The sequence below is a fragment of the Pontivivens nitratireducens genome (assembly GCF_011290545.1).
In the GTDB taxonomy this organism is placed as follows: domain Bacteria; phylum Pseudomonadota; class Alphaproteobacteria; order Rhodobacterales; family Rhodobacteraceae; genus Pontivivens; species Pontivivens nitratireducens.
Genome location: NZ_CP049811.1, coordinates 601306 through 622454 on the forward strand (window position 1 = coordinate 601306; position 21149 = coordinate 622454).

General features: G+C 58.5%; 23 protein-coding genes. 12 read left to right on the forward strand and 11 right to left on the reverse strand.

Annotated elements, in window-relative coordinates:
- The first annotated feature begins 1 nt into the window (after position 1).
- The 3 genes from G8E03_RS02905 (at position 2) to G8E03_RS02915 (ending at position 3664) form a co-directional block, all read left to right on the forward strand.
- Positions 2 to 958, forward strand: a complete 957-nt coding sequence (locus G8E03_RS02905; RefSeq protein WP_166188500.1) for an aliphatic sulfonate ABC transporter substrate-binding protein — start codon at positions 2 to 4, stop codon at positions 956 to 958.
- A 63-nt stretch (positions 959 to 1021) separates the two neighbouring features.
- Positions 1022 to 2566: a sulfatase family protein gene (locus G8E03_RS02910; RefSeq protein WP_166188503.1), complete on the forward strand. Its 1545-nt coding sequence runs from the start codon at positions 1022 to 1024 to the stop codon at positions 2564 to 2566.
- 153 nt (positions 2567 to 2719) lie between these two features.
- Complete coding sequence (locus G8E03_RS02915) at positions 2720 to 3664, forward strand: formylglycine-generating enzyme family protein (RefSeq protein WP_166188506.1); 945 nt, start codon at positions 2720 to 2722, stop codon at positions 3662 to 3664.
- Positions 3665 to 3710: 46 nt separating this feature from the next.
- Here the strand turns inward: G8E03_RS02915 and G8E03_RS02920 are convergent, their stop codons facing one another.
- Genes G8E03_RS02920 through G8E03_RS02930 form a run of 3 tightly spaced genes read right to left on the reverse strand, consistent with a single transcriptional unit; the run spans position 3711 to position 6019 of the window.
- The gene (locus tag G8E03_RS02920; RefSeq protein ID WP_166188508.1) at positions 3711 to 4307 is read right to left on the reverse strand and encodes a Smr/MutS family protein; all 597 of its coding nucleotides are present in this window, start codon (positions 4305 to 4307) and stop codon (positions 3711 to 3713) included.
- Position 4308: 1 nt separating this feature from the next.
- Positions 4309 to 5349 carry a murein transglycosylase A gene (mltA, locus tag G8E03_RS02925; RefSeq protein WP_166188510.1) on the reverse strand — a complete coding sequence of 347 codons (1041 nt, stop codon included), beginning with the start codon at positions 5347 to 5349 and terminating at the stop codon, positions 4309 to 4311.
- A 4-nt stretch (positions 5350 to 5353) separates the two neighbouring features.
- Positions 5354 to 6019, reverse strand: a complete 666-nt coding sequence (locus G8E03_RS02930) for a Tim44/TimA family putative adaptor protein (protein WP_166188512.1) — start codon at positions 6017 to 6019, stop codon at positions 5354 to 5356.
- A gap of 130 nt (positions 6020 to 6149) precedes the next feature.
- On the opposite strand from G8E03_RS02930, the gene G8E03_RS02935 reads away from it, so the two are divergent.
- Entirely contained in the window at positions 6150 to 6635 is a 486-nt protein-coding gene (locus G8E03_RS02935) for an FxsA family protein (protein WP_166188514.1), read from the forward strand.
- Between the two features lie 78 nt (positions 6636 to 6713).
- On the forward strand, positions 6714 to 7226 hold the full coding sequence (gene secB / locus G8E03_RS02940) for a protein-export chaperone SecB (RefSeq protein ID WP_166188516.1): 513 nt from the start codon (positions 6714 to 6716) through the stop codon (positions 7224 to 7226).
- Positions 7227 to 7279: 53 nt separating this feature from the next.
- On the opposite strand, the gene dnaQ is transcribed toward secB, so the two are convergent.
- Genes dnaQ through G8E03_RS02965 form a run of 5 tightly spaced genes read right to left on the reverse strand, consistent with a single transcriptional unit; the run spans position 7280 to position 10811 of the window.
- Entirely contained in the window at positions 7280 to 7978 is a 699-nt protein-coding gene (gene dnaQ / locus G8E03_RS02945) for a DNA polymerase III subunit epsilon (RefSeq protein ID WP_166188518.1), read from the reverse strand.
- A complete protein-coding gene (gene coaE / locus G8E03_RS02950; RefSeq protein ID WP_166188520.1) occupies positions 7971 to 8567 on the reverse strand; it encodes a dephospho-CoA kinase in 597 nt (198 codons plus the stop codon). The genes dnaQ and coaE overlap by 8 nt, the downstream gene beginning before the upstream one ends.
- The gene (locus G8E03_RS02955; protein WP_166188522.1) at positions 8564 to 9400 is read right to left on the reverse strand and encodes a shikimate dehydrogenase; all 837 of its coding nucleotides are present in this window, start codon (positions 9398 to 9400) and stop codon (positions 8564 to 8566) included. The genes coaE and G8E03_RS02955 overlap by 4 nt, the downstream gene beginning before the upstream one ends.
- A complete protein-coding gene (locus G8E03_RS02960; protein ID WP_166188524.1) occupies positions 9397 to 9993 on the reverse strand; it encodes a Maf family protein in 597 nt (198 codons plus the stop codon). Before G8E03_RS02960 ends, G8E03_RS02955 begins: the two co-directional genes overlap by 4 nt.
- Positions 9990 to 10811: a pyruvate, water dikinase regulatory protein gene (locus G8E03_RS02965; RefSeq protein WP_166188526.1), complete on the reverse strand. Its 822-nt coding sequence runs from the start codon at positions 10809 to 10811 to the stop codon at positions 9990 to 9992. Before G8E03_RS02965 ends, G8E03_RS02960 begins: the two co-directional genes overlap by 4 nt.
- A 490-nt stretch (positions 10812 to 11301) precedes the next feature.
- Here G8E03_RS02965 and hemJ point away from each other — a divergent pair, with 490 nt between their 5' ends.
- The 7 genes from hemJ (at position 11302) to G8E03_RS03000 (ending at position 18640) form a co-directional block, all read left to right on the forward strand.
- The gene (gene hemJ / locus G8E03_RS02970) at positions 11302 to 11748 is read left to right on the forward strand and encodes a protoporphyrinogen oxidase HemJ (RefSeq protein WP_347340509.1); all 447 of its coding nucleotides are present in this window, start codon (positions 11302 to 11304) and stop codon (positions 11746 to 11748) included.
- 130 nt (positions 11749 to 11878) lie between these two features.
- Complete coding sequence (rho, locus tag G8E03_RS02975) at positions 11879 to 13150, forward strand: transcription termination factor Rho (RefSeq protein ID WP_166188528.1); 1272 nt, start codon at positions 11879 to 11881, stop codon at positions 13148 to 13150.
- A 46-nt stretch (positions 13151 to 13196) separates the two neighbouring features.
- The gene (mnmE, locus tag G8E03_RS02980) at positions 13197 to 14489 is read left to right on the forward strand and encodes a tRNA uridine-5-carboxymethylaminomethyl(34) synthesis GTPase MnmE (protein ID WP_166193787.1); all 1293 of its coding nucleotides are present in this window, start codon (positions 13197 to 13199) and stop codon (positions 14487 to 14489) included.
- An 11-nt stretch (positions 14490 to 14500) separates the two neighbouring features.
- Entirely contained in the window at positions 14501 to 16366 is a 1866-nt protein-coding gene (gene mnmG, locus G8E03_RS02985) for a tRNA uridine-5-carboxymethylaminomethyl(34) synthesis enzyme MnmG (RefSeq protein WP_166188530.1), read from the forward strand.
- 47 nt (positions 16367 to 16413) lie between these two features.
- Positions 16414 to 16971 carry a 16S rRNA (guanine(527)-N(7))-methyltransferase RsmG gene (gene rsmG, locus G8E03_RS02990; RefSeq protein WP_166188532.1) on the forward strand — a complete coding sequence of 186 codons (558 nt, stop codon included), beginning with the start codon at positions 16414 to 16416 and terminating at the stop codon, positions 16969 to 16971.
- 12 nt (positions 16972 to 16983) lie between these two features.
- Complete coding sequence (locus G8E03_RS02995) at positions 16984 to 17781, forward strand: ParA family protein (protein WP_166188534.1); 798 nt, start codon at positions 16984 to 16986, stop codon at positions 17779 to 17781.
- Complete coding sequence (locus G8E03_RS03000; protein ID WP_166188536.1) at positions 17768 to 18640, forward strand: ParB/RepB/Spo0J family partition protein; 873 nt, start codon at positions 17768 to 17770, stop codon at positions 18638 to 18640. Before G8E03_RS02995 ends, G8E03_RS03000 begins: the two co-directional genes overlap by 14 nt.
- Here G8E03_RS03000 and hemW read toward each other — a convergent pair whose 3' ends face one another.
- Genes hemW through rph form a run of 3 tightly spaced genes read right to left on the reverse strand, consistent with a single transcriptional unit; the run spans position 18641 to position 21130 of the window.
- The gene (gene hemW / locus G8E03_RS03005) at positions 18641 to 19813 is read right to left on the reverse strand and encodes a radical SAM family heme chaperone HemW (protein ID WP_240910404.1); all 1173 of its coding nucleotides are present in this window, start codon (positions 19811 to 19813) and stop codon (positions 18641 to 18643) included.
- Positions 19806 to 20420 (reverse strand): non-canonical purine NTP pyrophosphatase, encoded by a 615-nt coding sequence (locus G8E03_RS03010; RefSeq protein ID WP_166188538.1) that lies wholly within the window; start codon positions 20418 to 20420, stop codon positions 19806 to 19808. Before G8E03_RS03010 ends, hemW begins: the two co-directional genes overlap by 8 nt.
- Entirely contained in the window at positions 20417 to 21130 is a 714-nt protein-coding gene (rph, locus tag G8E03_RS03015; RefSeq protein ID WP_166188540.1) for a ribonuclease PH, read from the reverse strand. The genes G8E03_RS03010 and rph overlap by 4 nt, the downstream gene beginning before the upstream one ends.
- Between the last annotated feature and the right edge of the window lie 19 nt (positions 21131 to 21149).

The window sequence follows — 21149 nt, forward strand, 5'->3', positions numbered from 1 at the left end:
GATGCTTACCAGACGTACAACCCTCGCGGCTTTTGCCGCACTGGCTTTTGCCGCGCCAGTATTCGCACAGGATCTGGACGAAATCCGCATGGGCTATATCGCGGACTATTTCGGCACCTCGATCGCGGCGATCGCGACCGATCAGGACCTGTGGGAAAAGCATGGACTCGATGCCGACCTGAAGGTGTTCACCAACGGTCCGATTCAGGTTCAGGCACTGAACGCAGGCTCGCTCGACTTCGCCTATATCGGACCGGGGGCGCTGTGGCTGCCAGCCTCGGGGCAGGCGAAGGTGATCGCGCCCAACGCGCTCGGCTATACCGACCGGGTGATCGCCCAGCCCGGCATCGACAGCATCGAAGACCTTGAGGGCAAGACGGTCGGCGTGCCCGAAGGCACCTCTGGCGACATGCTGTTGCGGCTGGCGCTGGCTGAGGCGGGCATGAGCCTGGATGATATCGACGTGGTGACGATGGATCCGTCAACCGTCGTGACTGCTTTCTCCTCGGGTCAGATCGACGCGGCGGGCATCTGGTATCCTTTCGTCGATGTCGCCCGGCAGCGGGTTCCCGATTTGAACGAGTTGTCCTCGAACGAGGAGTTCTTCCCCGAGATCGCCTTTCCGTCCTCGTTCATCGTCAGCGACGATATGGCAGGCAACGAAGACGTGATCCGCAAGGTCATCGCCGTCATCAAGGAGGCCAACGACTTCCGCGTCGAAAACCCGGAGCAGTCTGTCTCCATCACCGCGGAATTCCTGAACGTTCCCGAAGCGCCGCTTCTGGCGGAGAGCCAGCTCGCCCGCCTGCCCACCAGTGCCGAATATGAGGAATTGAGCCGTGGTGGCCAGGTCGCGAACTGGTTCGGAACACTGGCGGATCTGTATGCCCAGTTCGGAAAGATCGAAAATCCGCTTCCGGCTTCGGAATTCTATCTTGGCGATCTTTACGCGGAATGACAAAGACGGCCGGACCCGCCCGCGCGGCGGGCCCGACCATCCCGAGACGAGACGAGGCACCCCATGACGCGGCCCAATATTCTGTTCATCATGTGCGACGATCACGCGGCCAACGCGATCTCGGCCTATGGTTCGGGGCTGAACAACACCCCGAATATCGACCGGCTGGCCGATGAGGGGATGCGCCTCGATCATTGCTACGTCACCAATTCGATCTGCACGCCATCGCGCGCGGCGATCCTGACCGGCACCCATAACCACGTGAATCTGGTCACGACACTCGACACGCATCTGGACAACCGCCTGCCCAATGTCGCCAAGCACTTGCGCTCGTCGGGCTATCAGACGGCGATGTTTGGAAAGTGGCATCTGGGCGAGGGACCGACGCATCAGCCCACCGGCTTCGACGAATGGTTGGTTCTGCCCGGACAGGGCGATTACTTCGACCCTGAGATGATCGGACCGGACGGACCGAAAATCGAACCGGGCTATGCCACCGACATCATCACGGACAAGTGCCTGAATTTTCTGGAACACCGCGACCCGGACAAGCCGTTTTTTCTGATGTGCCACCATAAGGCGCCGCACCGCCCCTTCGTGCCGCATCCGCGCTATGACAGCCTTTATACCGACGATCTGCCCGTCCCCGAAACCTATGATGACGATTACGCGAACCGCGCTGCCGCCGCTGCTGCCGCCAAGATGCGCGTGCGGCAGGACCTGACCTATGAGGATCTGGGCCTCGTGTTGCCCGAAGGCGGTGACGAGGTGGGCGAAAGGGAAAAGCCCGGCACCGACATGCGCAAGGTGCCCCACGACCACACCGGTCTGGTGCTGATCGACCGCAAGACCGCCGAGCGCTATACCTTCGACAGCAAACGTCAGCTCGACCTGTTCAAATACCAGCGCTACATCAAACGCTATCTGCGCACCATCGCCTGCATCGACGACAATGTCGGGCGGATGCTGGACTGGCTCGACACGAACGGTCTGACCGAAGACACGATCGTGATCTACACCTCGGATCAGGGCTTCTTTCTTGGCGAACATGGCTGGTTCGACAAGCGTTTCATGTACGAGGAATCGCTGCAGATGCCGTTCCTCATACGCTATCCGGCGGGAATTCGCGCCGGTACGGTCGCGGATGAGATCGCGACCAATGTGGATTTCGCGCCGACCTTCCTCGATTACGGCTGCGCGCCGCTCCCGACCTATATGCAGGGCGTCAGCCTGCGCCCGGTTTTTGAGGGTCAGGCCGGTGACGGGTGGCAGGACGTGGCCTATCACCGCTACTGGATGAACATGGATGATATCCACAATGCCTATGCGCATTACGGGGTCCGGTCGGACCGCTACAAGCTGATCTACTGGTACAATGAGGGGTTGGGGCAGGCAGGTGCGAACGACGGCGATGCCCCGCCCGAGTGGGAGTTGTTCGACTGTCACGAGGACCCGAACGAGTTGAAGAATCTGGCACGCGATCCCGCGCATGCCGGGGTCTTTGCCGACATGCTGTCCCGGCTGGACGCGAAGATGGCCGAGATCGGCGACACACCCCGCCATGACACCGCCACCGTGCTGGCCAGATTGAACGGGGGGGCAGAATGAGAGGACTGCTCCACCATCTCAGACGACTGCTGGCCCGGAAACGGCGTCACGTGTATCGTCCCGAACTTCACTACATGCGCGGATCGGAAATGAAGAGCCGCTCGAAATAATCCGGGGGCTATCGTGACAGGCTGTTGCAGCACGAATTCAGGAATGTCGGCGGATACCGCGTCTTACATGAAGGCGGCACTGGCCGTACCTGCCGCACCGCAGGAGCTGCGCATGGCGCTGCGCGACAAGCTGATCGCGCTTGATGGCGGATTTTTCGATATGGGCGCACGTCGATCCCGCTTTTCCGAGGATTTCGACGCCCCCCGGCGCAAGGTCAGGTTAAGCCCGTTCCGCATCTCTGCCACCGCCTGCACAAATGCGGAGTTCGCGCGTTTCGTACAGACCACCGGATATCGCACCGTCGCGGAAATCGAGGGGTGGTCCTACGTTTTTCACCTGCTTCTCGACGATGCTTCGCGGTTTCCCCAAACCCCCAGGGGGCTACCCTGGTGGCGCAAGGTCGATGGCGCCTGCTGGTATGCGCCCGAGGGGCCGGGCAGCGATGTTGCGGAGCGCGAAGATCATCCTGTCGTCCATGTCGCCTGGTTTGACGCGCTTGCCTATTGCACCTGGGCCGGTCTCGACCTGCCGACGGAGGCGCAATGGGAATGCGCCGCACGGGGCGGTCTGGCGAACAGGAAATTCCCGTGGGGCAATGACATGTTGCCGAATGGCAGCCATGCCATGAACATCTGGCAAGGCCGGTTTCCGACGGAAAATACCTTGGGCGATGGCTATCTGGGCACTGCGCCCGTGACGGCGTTCGCGCCCAACGGCTACGGCTTGTACAACACCTGCGGCAATGTCTGGGAATGGGCGCGCGACAGCTACACCCCTCATGCGCCCAAGGGGCCGTTCCCGCTGCGCGATCCTGTCGGCATCTTGGACGGCAACGCGCGCATCCAACGGGGCGGATCCTATTTGTGTCATGAAAGTTACTGCGATCGCTATCACGTGCATTCGCGCACACGAAACGATGCCGACAGCTCAACCGGCAATGCCGGTTTCAGGGTCGCACTGGATGTTCGTGCCGCAGCGCAACGCTGATACGCAACGCTACACTGTGCGAAGGGCTGGAAACCCTCTCCACATCTCACCCACGGGCACGTCTGAGGTAGACGTAATATGCGCCCTCGCCGCCATGACTGCGATGCGCTGGAGCGATTTGCAGGACCAGCGCGTTGAGCGGCGGCAGGCGCAGCCATTGCGGCACCTGATGACGCAGCACGCCGTGCCGTTCGGGAATGATGGAATCGTCGGTGCCGCGCTTGCCCTTGCCCGTGATGACCAGAACCAGCCGTGTTCCGTTGCCATGGGCGCGCAGGATGAAGCCGCGCAGCGCATCGTGGGCATGGGCCGCCGTCATCCCGTGCAGGTCGATGCGCGCTTGCGGTCTGGTCCGGCCCCGCACCATACGCTCAAACGCGCGCCGGTCCATGGCAAGGGCTTCGCGCCCAGGTGCCGGGGCGGCCTCGAACCGTGCGGCGGGCTTGGATGGACGGCCGGCGGGTCGCAGGCTGCGCGGAACGCGGAATGTCGGCTCGACTGGATCGGGGCGTTCGGGGGACGATGGAACCTGCTTCTCACCGTTCGAGTGCGGTCGATCCCGATCCTGCGGGGTCAGGCTTTCGGCCACCCGCGCCCACAGCTCCTGCTCGTTCTGTGTCAGTTTTCTGCGCCGCCGCGGCACCTCAGGACCCGTCGTCGAGCATGGCGCGGGGCATCAGCACGACCAGCCGTCCATCGCCGCGCTGCTGGCCCGCCCGGGCATAGGCCGCGCTGCCGGAGCCGAAGAAGATATCCGCACGTTGCGCCCCCTTGACTGCCGCGCCGACATCCTGCGCGATCATCAGGCGTTTCAGCGGGCCATCGCTCGTCTCTGTCTCCAACCAGACGGGCAGACCCAGCGGCACGAAGCTATTGTCCACCGCCACGCTGCGCATCGCGGTCAGCGAAATGCCCATCGCACCTTGCGGGCCATCCTGACGGGTCAGGCCCGGAACCTCACGGAAAAAGATGTAACTGGGATTTGCGTTCAGCACGGCACGGCCCACGCTGCCATTTTCGCGCACCCAGGCCTTGATTCCCCGTGCGGACACCCCGTGCGGGGGCAGCAGACCCTCATCCGCCATATAGCGTCCGACGGACCGATAGGGATGATTGTTCCGCCCGCCGAAGCCCAACCGCAGGATGGAACCATCCTGCAACAACAGACGGCCCGAGCCCTGCACATGCAAAAAGAACGCATCGACCGGATCGTCGAGCCATGCGATCTCCAACCCGCGCCCGTGCAGGGCTCCGCCCTCGATCTGTTCGCGGGTCAGCCAGGGGTTGCGCGAAGTCGCGACCTCGGGCGGGCGGCGATACAGGGGATAGTTGAACCGATCGGTCCGGGTGGCGCTCGCTTGCAATTCCGGCTCGTAATAGCCGGTGAACAGCGGATCGCCGCCATCCTCGATCACGATCGGCTGGAATGCCGCTTCGAAAAAGGTGCGGGCATCCAGAGCGGCCTCTCCGGCGCGGCACAGGGCCTCCCAATGATCATCGGGCACCAGATCGCCGGTGGACGTGCGGCGGCAACTGCGCAGAAATGTCTCCAGCGCGGCCTCGTGATCGTCAGCCTGCCAACCGGACAGGGTGTCGTAGGACACCGGAATCATGCTCTGCGCATATGCGCCAATGGCACCGAAGACGCACAGCGACAGCGCACCGAGCAGGGAGCGGTACGCCATCCCCTCACGCTCCGGTCGCGACGAGCAGCCAGTTCGGGTTCTCGGACCCCATGACGCGCGAGAATGTCCAGACATCGGATTGACGCTTGATCGCCTGCGGATCGCCCTCGACAACCTGACCTTCGGCATTGCGCACGACGGAGGTCAGCTCCCCCACGAACCGCACGACGATGTCCGCGACATTGTCCATGTCGTCGAAGCGGGCGTCCTTCAGTTTGACCTCGCGCACGCCGACAAAGCGGGCCTCGACTGTCAGACCGGCCTCGGCGCGTTGCTCGACCGCCTCCTCGAATCCGCGATAGACATCGGGGGCCAGAAACTGCTCCAGCGTTTTCAGATCGCCGTTTTCATAGGCCATCAGGATCATCTCATAAGCTTGCTTGGAACCGGACATGAACTCCGTCACGCTGAAATCCGGTTCGATCCGCTTCATCTGGATCAGCGCCTGTCCGGCATCGCTGTCCAGATCCACGTGATCTGCGATATCGCGATCCTTGCCGTCGCCCTCGATCACCTCGAACCCGGTATCGGGTGCGGGGCCGCGCATCGGGGGGCGCGGCAGGTTGTCGGGCTTGGGCTCAAACCCGGTGCGCGTGCCCAATACGCTGCGCAGCTTGAGCACCAGGAATACCGCGACGGCCGCGAGGACGAGCAATGGCATCAAATTCATAGTCTTATCTCTCTTCCTCTGTCAGGCATTTTGAATACCCGGTGGCAAGACCCAAGTTAATGCATATCTAGGGAACGAACGGGGCCAAGTCCATGCGGTGACGATGCCGCGCCCCGATAGGAGACAAGACATGTGGATTTTTCTGGCGCTGATCGCAGTGCCGCTTATCGAGATCGCCCTGTTCATTCAGGTCGGCGGTCTGATCGGACTGGTTCCGACATTGCTGACGGTGCTTGTCACTGCCTTTGTGGGCACGTGGCTGCTGCGACAGCAAGGGGGCGATGCGCTGCGCCGACTTCAAACGATCCTGCGATCCGGCGGCGATCCGCGCGGGCCGCTGGCGCATGGGGCCTTGATCCTGGTCGCCGGTATCGTGCTGCTGACGCCGGGGTTTTTCACCGACGCCGTCGGATTGGCCCTGCTGATTCCGTTCGTGCGCGATGCCGTCATTCGTGAGTTGGCCAAACGGGTTACGGTCACGGCGACGCGCGGCGGCGGCGATGCCGGGCGTGGACCGCGCACCCGTGACGATGTGATCGAGGGTGAGTTCGAGGTGGACCTGCCCCCTGACGACGCGACGCGCGGTACGTCCGGCTGGACACAGCGCGGCGACTGATCGCTGCGGGCGTTGTTATGGTCTGACCGCTCTGATAAACGCAGTGCCGAACAGGATCACATTCCAGCGAGGACCGTCATGACCGACGAGACCACGGGCACAGCCGCCCCGACACCCGATCAGCAGGCCCCACAGCCGCAGATCCGCATCCGCAATCAGTATATCAAGGATGTCTCGTTCGAGAACATCGCCGCACAAAAGGGCGTCGTTCCCGCCTCCCCGCCGCAAGTGCGGGTTGGCGTCAACCTCGACGCGAAGAAGGTCGGAGACAGCGAGATCTATGAGGTCGTCCTGACGCTCAAGATCAATGCGGAATCGGATGAGAAGCCGGTTTTCCTGATGGAGCTGGACTATGCTGGCATGTTCGAGATTTCGAACGTTCCGGCCGCGCAGATGCATCCGTTCCTGTTGATCCAGTGCCCGACGATGATCTTCCCGTTCGCGCGTCGCATCGTCAGCGACATGACCCGCGACGGCGGCTTCCCGCCGGTCAATGTCGATCCCATCGACTTCATGGCATTGTACCGCAACGAGTTGCTGCGTCGCCAGCAGGCGCAGAAGGCCTCCGAGGGCAATTCGGGCACGGCCTGATCGACTTGCGAAAATCAAGGACGGCGCCGGTAGGACCGGCGCCGTCTATTATCCTAGGGCGTGCTGAAATCGTTCCAGAACGCGTTCTCGCCCAGCTTCTGCACGAACCCGTCGAAGGCCAGCCTCTCCGCTTCGGTAATACGTGGGGGCAGGGCGGTGGGACGCGGCGGCGGGGTCCAGTCCCTGTTCGCGCCATCCTCGGACATATCGCCCCGCACCACCGACAGAGTGAAGTCCGGCTGCCGACCTCCGACAAGTTCCAGATATACCTCGGCCAGGATTTCGGAATCGAGCAGCGCGCCGTGTTTCGTTCGCGCGGAATTGTCGATGCCAAAGCGGCGGCACAGGGCATCGAGCGAATTCTGGGCCCCGGGAAACCGGCTGCGCGCAATGGCGAGCGTATCGGTCGCCTGGGCCGGCGGCAGGCCCGGCAGACCCATCCATTTCAGCTCCGCGTTCAGGAACTTCATATCGAAGGCGGCGTTGTGGATCACCATCTTGCTGTCGCCTACGAAATCCAGAAACTCCTGCCCGATCTGCTTGAACACGGGTTTGTCGCTGAGGAATTCGATGCTCAACCCGTGCACGTTGAACGCCTCGACCGGCATGTCACGCTCAGGATTGATGTACTGGTGATAGGTTCGCCCGGTCGGCATGTGGTTCAGCAGTTCGACCGCGCCGATTTCCACCACACGATCACCCGATAACGGGTCGAGGCCGGTGGTTTCGGTGTCCAGCACGATCTCACGCATTCAACTTGCCCCTTATGACGCCCAGCACGGCCCGCACCTGATCGCGCGCCGCCTCGATGCCGCGCGAGGTGTCGATCACATGATCGGCCCGCGCCCGTTTTTCCGCATCCGGCACCTGCTTTGCAAGGATAGCCTGAAATGCCTCCTCCGTCATGCCGGGACGCTCCAGGACACGTGCGTGCTGGACCGGCGCGGGGGCGCTGGCGACGACCACGCTGTCATAGAGACCGGCCTGCCCCGTCTCGAACAGAAGGGGGATGTCGAACAGCACGATCGGTGCCTTGGCGGTGGCGAGAAAATTCGCGCGATCGCCGGCGACGAGGGGATGGACCGCCACCTCCACCTGTTTCAGCAGGGAGGGATCCGCCAGAACCGCTTCTCGCAACAGCTCGCGATCCACGGCGTTGTCGCGAATGGCATTCGGAACGATGGCCCGCAACGGCGCGACTGCCGCGCCGCCGGGTGCATATAGGCGGTGAACCACCGCGTCCGCATCCCAGGTCGGCACGCCCTCCGCCGCGAACAGATTGGCTGTCGTGGATTTGCCCATACCGATGGAGCCTGTCAGCCCGATACTATACGCCATCATGCGGCCAACACGGCTTGGCGAAGGGCGGCGTCAACCTCTGGCGAATGATCGAACCATTGGCGGAATCCCGGCACAGCCTGGTGCAACAACATGCCCAGCCCGTCCACCGTGACCAGTCCCGCGGCCGTAGCCTCACGCAGGAAGGGTGTCACCAGTGGGTTATAGACGATATCCGTCGCGATGGCCGAGGCAGGTGCCGCAGCGAAGCTGATGTTCAGTTCCGGTTGGCCCGCCATGCCAAGCGACGTGGTGTTGATGATCGTCATCGCCCCGTCCATGGCATCCGCCGCCCGGTTCCAGTCGATCACACTGATCCGCGCCCCGTATTGATCCTTGAGGATTTCGGCCCGCTGCCGCGTTCGGTTCGCGATCCGTATTTCCGGCGCACCCTCCGTTATCAGGGCGGAGACGATACCACGGGCGGCCCCACCCGCACCCAGCACCAGACAAGGGCCATTGCGCGCCGACCAGCCTGCCGCGTTCTGACGCAAGTTCTCGATAAATCCGTAGCCGTCGGTATTGTCGGCATAGATGCCGCCATCCTCGCGAAAGATCAGCGTGTTCGCGGCGCCGATCAGGGCCGCGCGATCGCTGATCTTGTCCGCCAAGGGCAGAACCGTCTGCTTGTAGGGCAGGGTGACGTTGATGCCCCGGAACCCCAGGCGGGGCAGGGAGCGGACGCCATTCTCGAAATCCTGCGGCGCGATGTCCATCGGGATATAATATCCGGCAATGCCATAGCGTTTCAGCCAATGCCCATGCAAAGCAGGTGAGCGCGAATAGCCGATCGGCCATCCGACGACACCGGCCAGTGGCGGAGATGTGGTCTTCATTCCGTCAATATTCCCCGTGCGCGTAAAAACCCCAGAACTTCGAGCAGCGGAAGACCGAGTACGGTGAAATAGTCCCCCTGAACGCGGCTGAACAGCTGCGCGCCCTTTTCCTCAAGTTTGTATCCGCCCACCGTGTCGAGCAATCCCGCAGCGCCCTCGGCGATATATTCCTCAAGATATGTGTCTGAAAAGGAACGCATGATAAGCTGGGCCCGCCCGATATGACGCCAGACCGGGCGTCCGCCCTCGCAAATGACGGCTGCGGACAACAATTCGTGGGACTGCCCGCGCAATGTCCGCAATTGCTCACGCAGGTCTGCCGTGTCGCGCGGCTTGTCGAACATCTGCCCCTTGCAGACGAGGATTTGATCCGCGGACAGAACCAGTGCGTCGCCGTTGCGTGCCGAAACCCGCAGGCCCTTCAGCTCCGCCAGTTTGTCCGCGATGTCGCGCGGGGGCGCGCCCTCGGCCGCCATGGCGCGCTTCACCGCATCCTCATCCACGCGGGACACGTCGATCCTGTGGGCCACGCCGGCCCGCTCGAGCATCGCGGATCGCGCAGCAGAACCTGAGGCGAGAACGATCTGGGTCATGATGTACGCTTTCTAAGCTCGACCAGAATGGCGGCGGCGGTTTCCTCGATCGAGCGTCTGCTGACGTCGATCACCGGGATATCGTGACGCTCGAAAAACAATCTGGCCTCGGCGACTTCGGACCTTATGGTGTCGATATCGGCATAGCCCTGCGTTCCACCACGATCCAGCGCCACCAAACGATGGGCGCGCACCTGCGCGAGGCGACCCGGACTGACAACCAGACCGACCACCGGAACCCCGGCCTCCATCGCGGCGAGCAGACCGGGGGGCGCGGGAACATCCAGCACCAGGGGAACGTTGGCCGCCCGAACGCCCTGATATCCAAGATAGATACAGGTCGGCGTCTTGGAGCTGCGACTGACACCGACGACAATCACATCCGCGGCCAGCAATCTGTCAGGGTCCACGCCATCGTCATGCGCCATAGCGAAATCCAAGGCGGCGATACGCTCGTTATAATTGTGATCGACACGATGCTGTTGTCCGGGCTGGGAACGCGCCGGCGCGCCGAGGTGACGCGCCATCGCCTGTACCGTGGTGTCCAGAACGCCGACCGCCTCGATCCCTCGCTGCATCGCCAAGTTGGTCAGGTGGTCCTGCAATGTCGCATCCGACAGCGTGTGCAGGATCAGCGCCGGTTGAGTTATCTGCTCGACGATATGGGAAATATGCTCACGCGTGCGAACGAAGGCGTTCTCCTCGGTTGTGAAGTCCGCAAATTCGAATCGAACCGCAGTCGCACGCGCGGCAGAAGCCAGCGTATTGCCGGTGGAATCAGAAATCAGGTGCAGCGTAAGCCGTTTTTGCTCGGTCAAGGCCATCAATCCTGTGGATAAAGTCGTGGATATACCTGTCGAAGATATCTGTGCGGCGCTGTGGAGAAAAGCACCGTGCGGGTTTTACACGCGCTCCACCCAAGACGCTACACAGGCTGGGACCTGCTTTTCAGTTTGGAATGCGGGGCTGTGGATAAAATCGGACCATTCCGGCGCGATGTGGGGAATTTCAAAGAGTCAATCTGAGTCGGTGACACGGAAGTCGAAGATTTGCCTTATAAGTTTCTGTAATTTCAATGTTTATCAATTTTTCTCGTATTCAGCTTCCACCACCTGCACAGGCGGTGGAAGCGATTCTCGTGTTAACAACCATGTGGAAGAAAATGCGCCTGTCGATAATCCCCAGCTTTCACAGCCCTTCTACAAACCACATCCTTAGACTCTTTCTTAATATTAAGAGGGTCACAGACCCCGCTTGATTAAACTCCGAACTGCGGCAAAGAAGGAAACAAGCGAGGAAGGACGACACATGATTCAGGATCTGCTGGCCATCGCCTATCCATGGCTGAAAGCCGCTCACGTGATTTCCGTGATCTCCTGGATGGCGGGGATTTTCTATCTGCCTCGACTGTTCGTTCATCACGCCGAAAGCGGGGAGGCAGGGAGTGACGTCTCCGAAACCTTCAAGATGATGGAGATGAAACTTTACAGTGTGATCATGACGCCAGCGATGATCGCGACCTGGACGTTTGGAATATTGCTCGTGGCGATTCCGGGCGTACTCGGATGGTGGTTTCTGCCAAAATTCATCGCGGTACTGATCATGACCGGCTTTCACGCCTGGCTGAATGGACGGCGGAAGGAATTTCTCGAAGACAGAAATACCAGATCCGGTCGTACCTATCGTTTTGCCAATGAAATACCGACTGTGTTGATGGTAATCATCGTGATTGCGGTCATCGTCAAACCATTTTGAGCACGACGTTGTTGACATATTCGACTTAACCGCCATATCTGACGAAAGGCGCGGGCGGGATCTGCGCTTCCCTTCCTCTTACTGTAATCTGGTGCGTATGAGCACCGATCACATAACCGGACCGAAATTGATGGATATTGAACGCCTCTCGCTTGCCGAGTTGAAAGCGAAGAGCCCTGCCGATCTGCTGAAGATGGCGGAAGAGCTCGAAATCGAAAACGCCTCTACGATGCGTAAGGGCGACATGATGTTCGCGATCCTCAAGGAAACCGCTGAGGATGGAGTCGAGATTTCCGGGGATGGTGTGCTTGAAGTGTTGCAAGACGGCTTCGGTTTCCTGCGCTCGCCCGAGGCGAACTATCTGCCGGGTCCGGACGATATCTACGTTTCCCCCAGTCAGATCCGAAAATTCAGCCTGCGCACTGGCGATACCGTAGACGGTGTCATCCGCGCGCCTAAGGATGGCGAAAACTATTTTGGTCTGGTGAAGGTCACGCTGATCAACTTCGAAGATCCGGAGAAGGTCAATCACAAGGTTCACTTCGACAACCTGACGCCGCTCTATCCTGATGAGCGGCTGTCGATGGAAGTGTCGGATCCGACTGTTAAGGACCGCTCCGCCAGGGTGATCGACCTCGTCTCACCCATCGGGAAAGGTCAACGCTGCCTGATCGTAGCGCCGCCACGTACCGGTAAGACGATGATTTTGCAGAATATTGCGAATTCGATCGAGAAGAATCATCCAGAATGCTACCTGATTGTTCTGTTGATCGACGAACGGCCAGAAGAGGTCACCGATATGCAGAGATCAGTCAAAGGCGAGGTCGTTTCGTCGACCTTCGATGAGCCGGCCACCCGCCATGTCGCCGTTTCCGAAATGGTCATCGAAAAGGCGAAGCGCCTGGTTGAGCATAAGCGGGATGTTGTCATCCTGCTGGATTCGATCACGCGTCTGGGTCGGGCTTTCAATACGGTCGTGCCGTCCTCGGGCAAGGTTCTGACCGGCGGTGTCGATGCCAACGCGCTTCAGCGTCCGAAAAGGTTCTTTGGTGCTGCGCGAAACATTGAGGAAGGTGGATCACTGACGATCATTGCGACAGCGCTGATCGATACGGGCAGCCGTATGGATGAAGTGATCTTCGAAGAGTTCAAGGGAACCGGTAACTCCGAACTGGTTCTGGATCGCAAGATTGCCGATAAACGGGTCTTCCCCGCCATCGATATCATGAAGTCAGGCACGCGTAAGGAAGAACTTCTGGTTGATAAGTCCGACTTGACCAAGATGTTCGTGTTGCGGCGGATTCTAAATCCTATGGGAACAACGGATGCAATCGAATTCTTGCTCGGTAAGTTGAAGCAGACAAAGAGCAATTCTGATTTCTTTGACTCCATGAATACTTAGTAGTTTATCAGGGTGCGTGTATTGCACTCTATGGGTGTGATACATGCTGGATACTATCTTTGCGCCTGCAACTGCTCCTGGTAGGGCAGGCGTTGGCATCATACGGATTTCTGGTCCATTGGCGCATACAACGGCTGAGCGTTTGTGCGGTACGCTGCCTGAGCACAGATCCTCTGCACTGCGCTGGGTTCGGGATAGTCGCGATGGGTCGAAAATAGATCAGGCCTTGATCCTCCGCTTTGATGCTCACGGCAGTTTTACGGGTGAGCCGGTGGTTGAAATCCATCACCACGGATCACCCGCGGTCTTGTCTCAGTTGGTAAAGGTACTCGCGGATCAGCCCGGATTGAGAATCGCTGATGCAGGTGAGTTTACCCGGCGAAGTCTGGAAAACGGTCGATTGGACCTTTCTCAGGTCGAGGGCTTGTCAGACCTGCTGGATGCAGACACGGAAAGCCAGAGACGACAGGCTTTGCGGGTTATGGATGGTGAACTATCCAGATTGGTTGTTTCTTGGCGCGCAGATTTGCTGCGCTCGATTGCACTAATCGAAGCGACGATTGATTTCGCGGACGAGGACGTTCCGGTTGATGTCTATCCTGAAGTGCGAGAGCTGGTTAGGGGTGTACTGAAGGATATGAAATCTCAGCTTAGCGGGGCGAAAGCAGCGGCTGACATTCGCGGCGGCTTTGAAGTGGCTATTGTCGGGCGCCCAAACACCGGTAAATCGAGTTTGATCAATCGTCTAAGTCGGCGAGATGTCGCGTTGATATCTGATTATGCCGGCACGACTAGGGATGTTATCGAGGCTCGTCTGGATGTCTCTGGTCATGCGGTAACTTTTCTCGATACAGCAGGTCTTAGAGAGACAAGTGATGTGGTTGAGGGTATGGGCATTGATCTGGCAAAGCGGCGCGCAACGTCGGCAGATATGCGTATTTTTTTGTTGGAACGGGATCAGGTAGACCCCGATGATACTATTGAGGTTCAGTCTCAGGACCTGATAATACATGGTAAAGACGATGATGGCAGCAAAGGTGGCGTATCGAGCTTATCAGGGCGCGGTATCGAACGTTTGCTAAAGGATATCGAAGACAGGCTGAATTATCTCACCAGTGGCTCTTCGTTGTTGATTAGGGAGCGCCATCAGGTCGCCATGCGAGCTGGGGCAGAGTACTTGGGGAACGCTCTTTCATCTCTTGATGAAGATTACAGCGGACCTGAATTCGTGGCAGAGGATCTGCGATCTGCTATACATGCTCTGGACCAGCTGATCGGTCGAATCGGGGTCGAGGATGTTCTTGGGGACATCTTCTCCAGTTTTTGCATAGGTAAGTAAGGTTGTTTCACGTGAAACATAATGCGTTTGATGTAATTATCGTGGGTGGTGGGCATGCGGGTTGCGAAGCCGCTCTCGCCGCGCAACGGATGGGATCTCAGGTAGCTCTCATTACGCATCGCCGTGATCGTATTGGAGAAATGTCCTGTAACCCCGCCATCGGAGGTCTGGGTAAAGGACATTTGGTTCGAGAGATTGACGCATTGGATGGCGTAATGGGCCGTGTTGCGGATCGGTCGGGTATACAGTTCAGGTTGTTGAACCGACGGAAGGGACCCGCGGTTCAGGGCCCACGTACACAAGCGGACCGGGATTTGTATCGCCGTCATATGCAAGCTGAATTCGATAACTTGCCAAACTTGGCTGTTATTGAGGCGGCTGTTGACGATTTAATCATCGCAAAAGGTAAAATCGCAGGCGTAACCTTGGCAGACGGTAGCGAAATCTCAGCTGCTGCTGTGGTTATTACCACGGGAACCTTTCTGAGAGGTGTAATTCATATCGGGACTGTGACCAGACAGGGCGGCAGAATGGGTGATCCCGCCACATCCAAACTGGCTCAGCGGATTGAAGACCTGGGCCTTCCTCTTGGACGGCTGAAGACGGGCACTCCGCCGCGGCTGAAAAGCAAGAGTATTAACTGGGAAATTCTGGAACGGCAGGAGGCTGATGAGAATCCAGTAAGATTTTCGTTCCTGAACTCAGGTGATCTGCCTCCTCAAATAGCATGTGGAATTACCCATACGAACGAAGCCACGCACGAATTAATTCGGAAAAACCTAGAAAAATCAGCTATGTACAGTGGAAACATTACCGGGCCTGGTCCTCGCTATTGTCCATCCATAGAAGACAAGGTCACTCGATTTTCTGATAAATCAGCTCATCAGGTTTTTCTGGAACCAGAGGGTCTGAATTCGGACTTGGTGTATCCGAATGGGATTTCAACGTCACTTCCACTCGAAATTCAGGAGCAGTATGTAACATCTATGCGCGGTTTGGAATTCGCCGAGATCGTGCAGCCGGGATATGCAATTGAGTATGACTACGTGGATCCCAGAGCTTTGGATTCTACATTAAGGGTAATAAACTGCCCCGGTCTGTTTTTGGCTGGCCAGATCAATGGCACTACAGGATATGAGGAAGCGGCTGCTCAAGGTTTGATTGCCGGATTGAACGCGGCATTATCTGTGGCTGGTGCGGAACCGTTTATTCTGGATCGATCTCAAGCATATATCGGAGTAATGATAGACGATCTTGTAACCCGTGGCGTTGCGGAGCCATATCGGATGTTCACGTCCAGGGCAGAATACAGGCTCTCATTGAGAGCAGATAACGCGGATCAGCGACTGACGCCGCTCGGGATGGAGATTGGCTGTATCAGCCGAGATCGCGCCGAGAAATATGAGGACAAGGCCACGAATTTGGCAGATGCGCGTTTCCTTCTTTCCGGACGCACGGTCACTCCCGACAGGGCAAATGCGGTCGGCTTGAGGGTAAACCGCGATGGGCATCGCCGTTCGGTGTTCGATTTGATGGCGCGAAGCGAAACTACGCCGACCCATATAGTGGAACTTTGTCCTGAATCTTCAGCGATTTCGTCTGATATTCTGTCTCAGCTATCAATCGACGCGACCTATGCGAGCTACATTGAACGTCAGGGCCGGGATATCGCCGCTTTGAAGCGCGATGCGGAGAAATCGCTACCCTTGGACTTGCCTTATCAATCTATCGCTGGCCTTTCGACCGAGCTGAAGACCAAGTTGTTGGCAACGCGACCGGATTCTATTGCGCAAGCTTCGAGAATTGAGGGTATGACCCCTGCAGCACTTGGCTTGCTCATTGCGGCGACCCGACGAGCCGAGCGAAAATCAGCGTGATTTCTTCAGGGCGAGAATTAGTCGAGGAGGGTGTTTCACGTGAAACAATGAGAGCCATCGATAGGTACGTTGAATTGCTGATTCAATGGAATCCAAAGATTAATCTCGTTGCCCCGAATACCATTCCTGAAGTCTGGACACGTCACGTTTTAGATTCCCTGCAAATCGCGCATTTAGGCGAAGAGTCGAGAAGATGGGTAGATATTGGATCTGGTGGAGGTTTCCCCGGTCTGATCGTAGCGTGTATGTATCCCGAGAAAGATCTCGTTTTAGTTGAAAGTGACACACGCAAATGTCTTTTCATGCGCACCGTAATTCGCGAATGTAAGCTGAGTGCGAAGGTAATGAATCACCGTATCGAAGAACTGGAACCTCAATCGGCAGATGTGGTGAGCGCCCGAGCATTGGCTTCTTTGCCTTCACTTTTCACCTTGGCCAAATCGCACCTCTCATCGGAAGGGCAATGTTTGTTCATGAAGGGCGCGAATCGAAAACTTGAGCTTGAAGCCGCGCGGAAGGACTGGACTTTTGATGTCGAGGAAGTCCAGAGTTTGACGAGTCGAGAAGGCGCTATCCTTCGTATCAAGGGCCTGAAACATATTTGAAAGTGTCCTGAAATGAAAATAATTGCTCTCGCAAATCAGAAGGGTGGCGTAGGTAAAACCACGACCGCTATAAACTTGGGCACAGCTTTGGCCGCAGTGGGCCAACGGGTGCTGTTGGTTGATCTCGATCCGCAGGGCAATGCCTCTACAGGGTTGGGAATTGAGAACTCAGCTCGTCAGCAATCAACCTACGATGTACTGGTTGATCGTAAACCGATCGCTGAGATTGCTCTTTCGACAATTGTACCGAACCTGTTTATCGCTCCAGCGACGCCTGATCTCAGCTCGGTTGATCTTACACTTTCGAAGGAGCCGAGCCGCGCAAATCGCCTCAGGGACAGTCTGCGCGCTGCGGGGGATCAGTATGACTATGTTCTGATCGATTGCCCGCCCGCGCTGAACTTGCTGACCCTGAATGCGCTGTCGGCCGCGGCTACAGTGCTTGTTCCGCTACAATGTGAGTTCTTCGCTCTCGAAGGACTTAGTCAACTCATGAATACGATACGCGAAGTTCGTTCAGCGTTGAATGCATCGCTTGAGATTCAAGGTATTGTGCTAACAATGTATGACCGCCGCAACAATTTGTGCCATCAAGTTGCTGCGGACGCGCGGCAGACGCTGGGTGATCTGGTTTTTGAAACTGTGATTCCCCGGAATGTAAGGCTATCTGAGGCACCTTCGCACGCCATGCCAGCCTTGCTATACGATGAAACCAGCGCAGGCAGCCTGGCATATCAGCGCTTGGCGGCAGAACTGCTCACACGTGCCACGCGTGTCGAAACTATGAGGACTTCCCATGCGAAAACCTGATCGTAAGGGGCTTGGGCGTGGCTTGTCCGCGCTTTTGGTCGATGTGGATCCGGGCCAGGGTTCGGAATCGACCGCTGTGCAAACGCTTCCAATCGACCAAATCACGCCGAATCCCGATCAGCCGAGGCGAACGTTCACTGAATCCGACCTGGACGATCTAACGCGTTCGATCCGCGAAAAGGGTATCATTCAGCCTCTGATCGTTCGGCCCGATCCTACCGGTGCCTCTGCCTACCAAATCGTTGCGGGTGAGCGACGCTGGCGGGCCGCGCAGCGAGCTCAACTGCATGAACTGCCGGTCGTTATCCGTGAATTCAATGATACCGAAGTTCTCGAAGTCGCGATCATTGAAAACATTCAGAGATCTGACCTGAATGCTGTGGAAGAGGCGCGTGGCTACAAGCAGCTTATGGAAAAGTTCGGTCACACGCAGGAAAAACTGGCAGAAGCACTCGGCAAGTCACGCTCTCATATTGCAAACTTGCTACGCTTGCTTTCCCTCCCAGCGCCAGTACTCGACATGTTGGTCGAGGGGCAACTTTCGGCGGGCCATGCCCGGGCGCTGGTTCCACTCGCCGATCCCATGCCTCTTGCGAACCAGATCGTACAGCAGCGGCTTTCGGTACGTGAGGCTGAAAAGCGGGCGAAAACTCCGGTCATTCCCGGAACCCGCCAGCCCAGTGCGAAGGCCAAGAAGGATGCCGATACCCGTTCGTTGGAAGGGGATCTTAGCGCAGCTTTAGGACTCACAGTCTCTATCACCCACAGATCTGACGGGCAGGGCGGGCAGATCAGCGTCACTTATCGCGATCTGGACGACCTCGACCGGCTATGTGGTTTGCTGTCCGGGGAAAACTGATCAGACAATCAGTTCGCGCAGGATCGCATTCGTCACCGGCCGCCCTTGTCGTGTAATCGACAAGCGATGATCTTGGATGGAAATCAGCCCGTCCTCTTCCAGCGTGACGAGGGCGGATTCGTCGAAAAAGCCGGGGTACAGCGCCTGCAATCTATGCATGTCGATACCTTCACGCAGGCGCAGCCCCATCAGAACACATTCGACCGCCTGATCGTACGGGGACAGAGCATCCGCAGGCTTGTATCCGTGACCCTGCCTTTGGACATTCTGCAGCCAGGCTTCGGGCATACGAAGCGTTTCAGTGGCCCGCCTCATATCGTCCGCTCCGGTTATCCGACCATGGGCCCCCGGCCCGATACCGGCATAGTCGCCATACCGCCAATAGATCAGATTGTGACGGGATTCCGCGGAATTCCGCGCGTGGTTCGAGATCTCGTAAGCCGGCAGTCCAGCCGCTTCCATAATATCCTGCGTATCGAAATACATGTCACTGGCAATGCTGTCATTGGGCATGCCGCGCAGCGCCCCACGTGCGTGAAGTTCCCCAAATCTGGTGGATGCCTCGATGGTCAGCTGATAAAGTGACAGATGATCCAGGCCCAATCTAATCGCTTGATTTAATTCAGCTTTCCATGATTCCCTGTCTTGCCCCTGTCGGGCGTAAATCAAATCGAAACTCACCCGGTCAAAGCACTCTCGCGCGATTTCAAAGGCCTCCATGGCTTCACGTGCAGTATGCATTCGCCCCAGGCGTTTGAGATCCACATCGTTGAGGGCCTGTATCCCCATGGAGACCCGGTTGATACCCGCGTCACGAAAGCCCTGAAACTTTCCGGCCTCGACGGATGTCGGATTGGCTTCGAGCGTGATTTCCGCATCTTCGGCCAGGCTCCATACCTGACCGATCTTGCCGATGACAGCCGCGATCGTATCCGGCTGCATCAGGCTGGGCGTGCCACCGCCGAAGAACACGGTATCGACGCGGCGCGGTCCGCTGAGGCTCGCGGCATGTTCGATCTCTCGGCACAATGCGTCACACCATGCCGCGTGATCGACCTCGCGCCGGACATGTGAATTGAAATCGCAATATGGGCACTTTGCCTGACAGAACGGCCAGTGAACATAGACCCCGAACCCGCCATTGCGCCAATCTGGTGTCAGAAGCTCAGCCAAAAGCTTGCGCCGTCAACAGTTTGAACGCGGCGGAGCGGTGGCTCAGAGGTTCCTTTTGCGCATAGGGCATTTCACCGAAGGTCAGGGTTTGTCCGTCGGGCAAGAACATTGGATCATAGCCGAAACCCTGTTCGCCGCGTGGGGGCCAGACCAGACGACCCCCGGCCTCACCGCGATAGATCTGGTCGTGCCCGTCCGGCCAGGCCAAACACAACGTGCAGACGAAGCGGCCCGTCCGCGGTTCCGGAGCGTTCCGCTCCTCCAACTCACGCCAAGTCCGGGTCATCGCCATCATGAAATCGCGGCCCTGGCCCGTTTCGGCCCAATCGGCGGTATAGACGCCGGGTGCACCGTCCAGCGCATCGACCTCGATCCCGGAATCGTCGCTGAGCGCAACCAGTCCGGTTTCACGTGCAGCAAAATGCGCCTTCAACCGGGCGTTTCCGGCAAAAGTATCCTCGGTCTCCTCCGGTTCGCTGAGGCCCAGAACACCGGCGGAGGTGACATCGATCCCGTATGGTTCCAACAGGGCCGAAATCTCCCGCAACTTTCCAGCGTTGTGAGAGGCAAGAACCATGCGCTCGCCTGAGGAGACCTTGCGGATCATGCGACGGCGGCCTTTTGTGCCGCGACCAGATCATCGACGCCCGATGAGGCCAGATCGAGCAGCCGGGTCAGTTCATCGCGAGAGAACGGCGCCCCCTCGGCCGAGCCCTGAACCTCAATCATTCCACCCTCACCGGTCATGACGAAATTGGCGTCGGTTCCCGCGGCGCTATCCTCGGCGTAGTCCAGATCCAGCACGGGTTGTCCGCCATAGATACCGCAGCTTATAGCGGCGACATGCGTGCTCAGCGGATCGTTTTTCAGATCGCCCGCCTTCAGCAGTTTGTTGATTGCCAGACGCAGTGCGACCCAGCCCCCGGTGATGGAGGCGCAACGCGTCCCGCCATCGGCCTGAATGACATCGCAATCGACGGTGATCTGCCGCTCACCCAGGGCGACGCGGTCGATCCCGGCGCGCAGGGACCGGCCTATCAGGCGTTGGATTTCCTGCGTGCGGCCCGATTGCTTGCCAGCCTGTGCCTCACGTCGGTTACGGGTGGTGGTGGCGCGGGGCAGCATGCCATATTCCGCCGTGACCCAGCCCAGACCGGTATTGCGCAGCCATGGCGGCACCCGTTCCTCCAGCGAAGCGGTGCACAGCACATGCGTGTTGCCACAACGGATGATGCACGACCCCTCGGCGTGCATGGTCACGTTTGTCTCGATGGAAACGGGGCGCAGTTGATCGACGGACCGGCCGGATGGGCGCATGATACTCTCCTGTAAAACT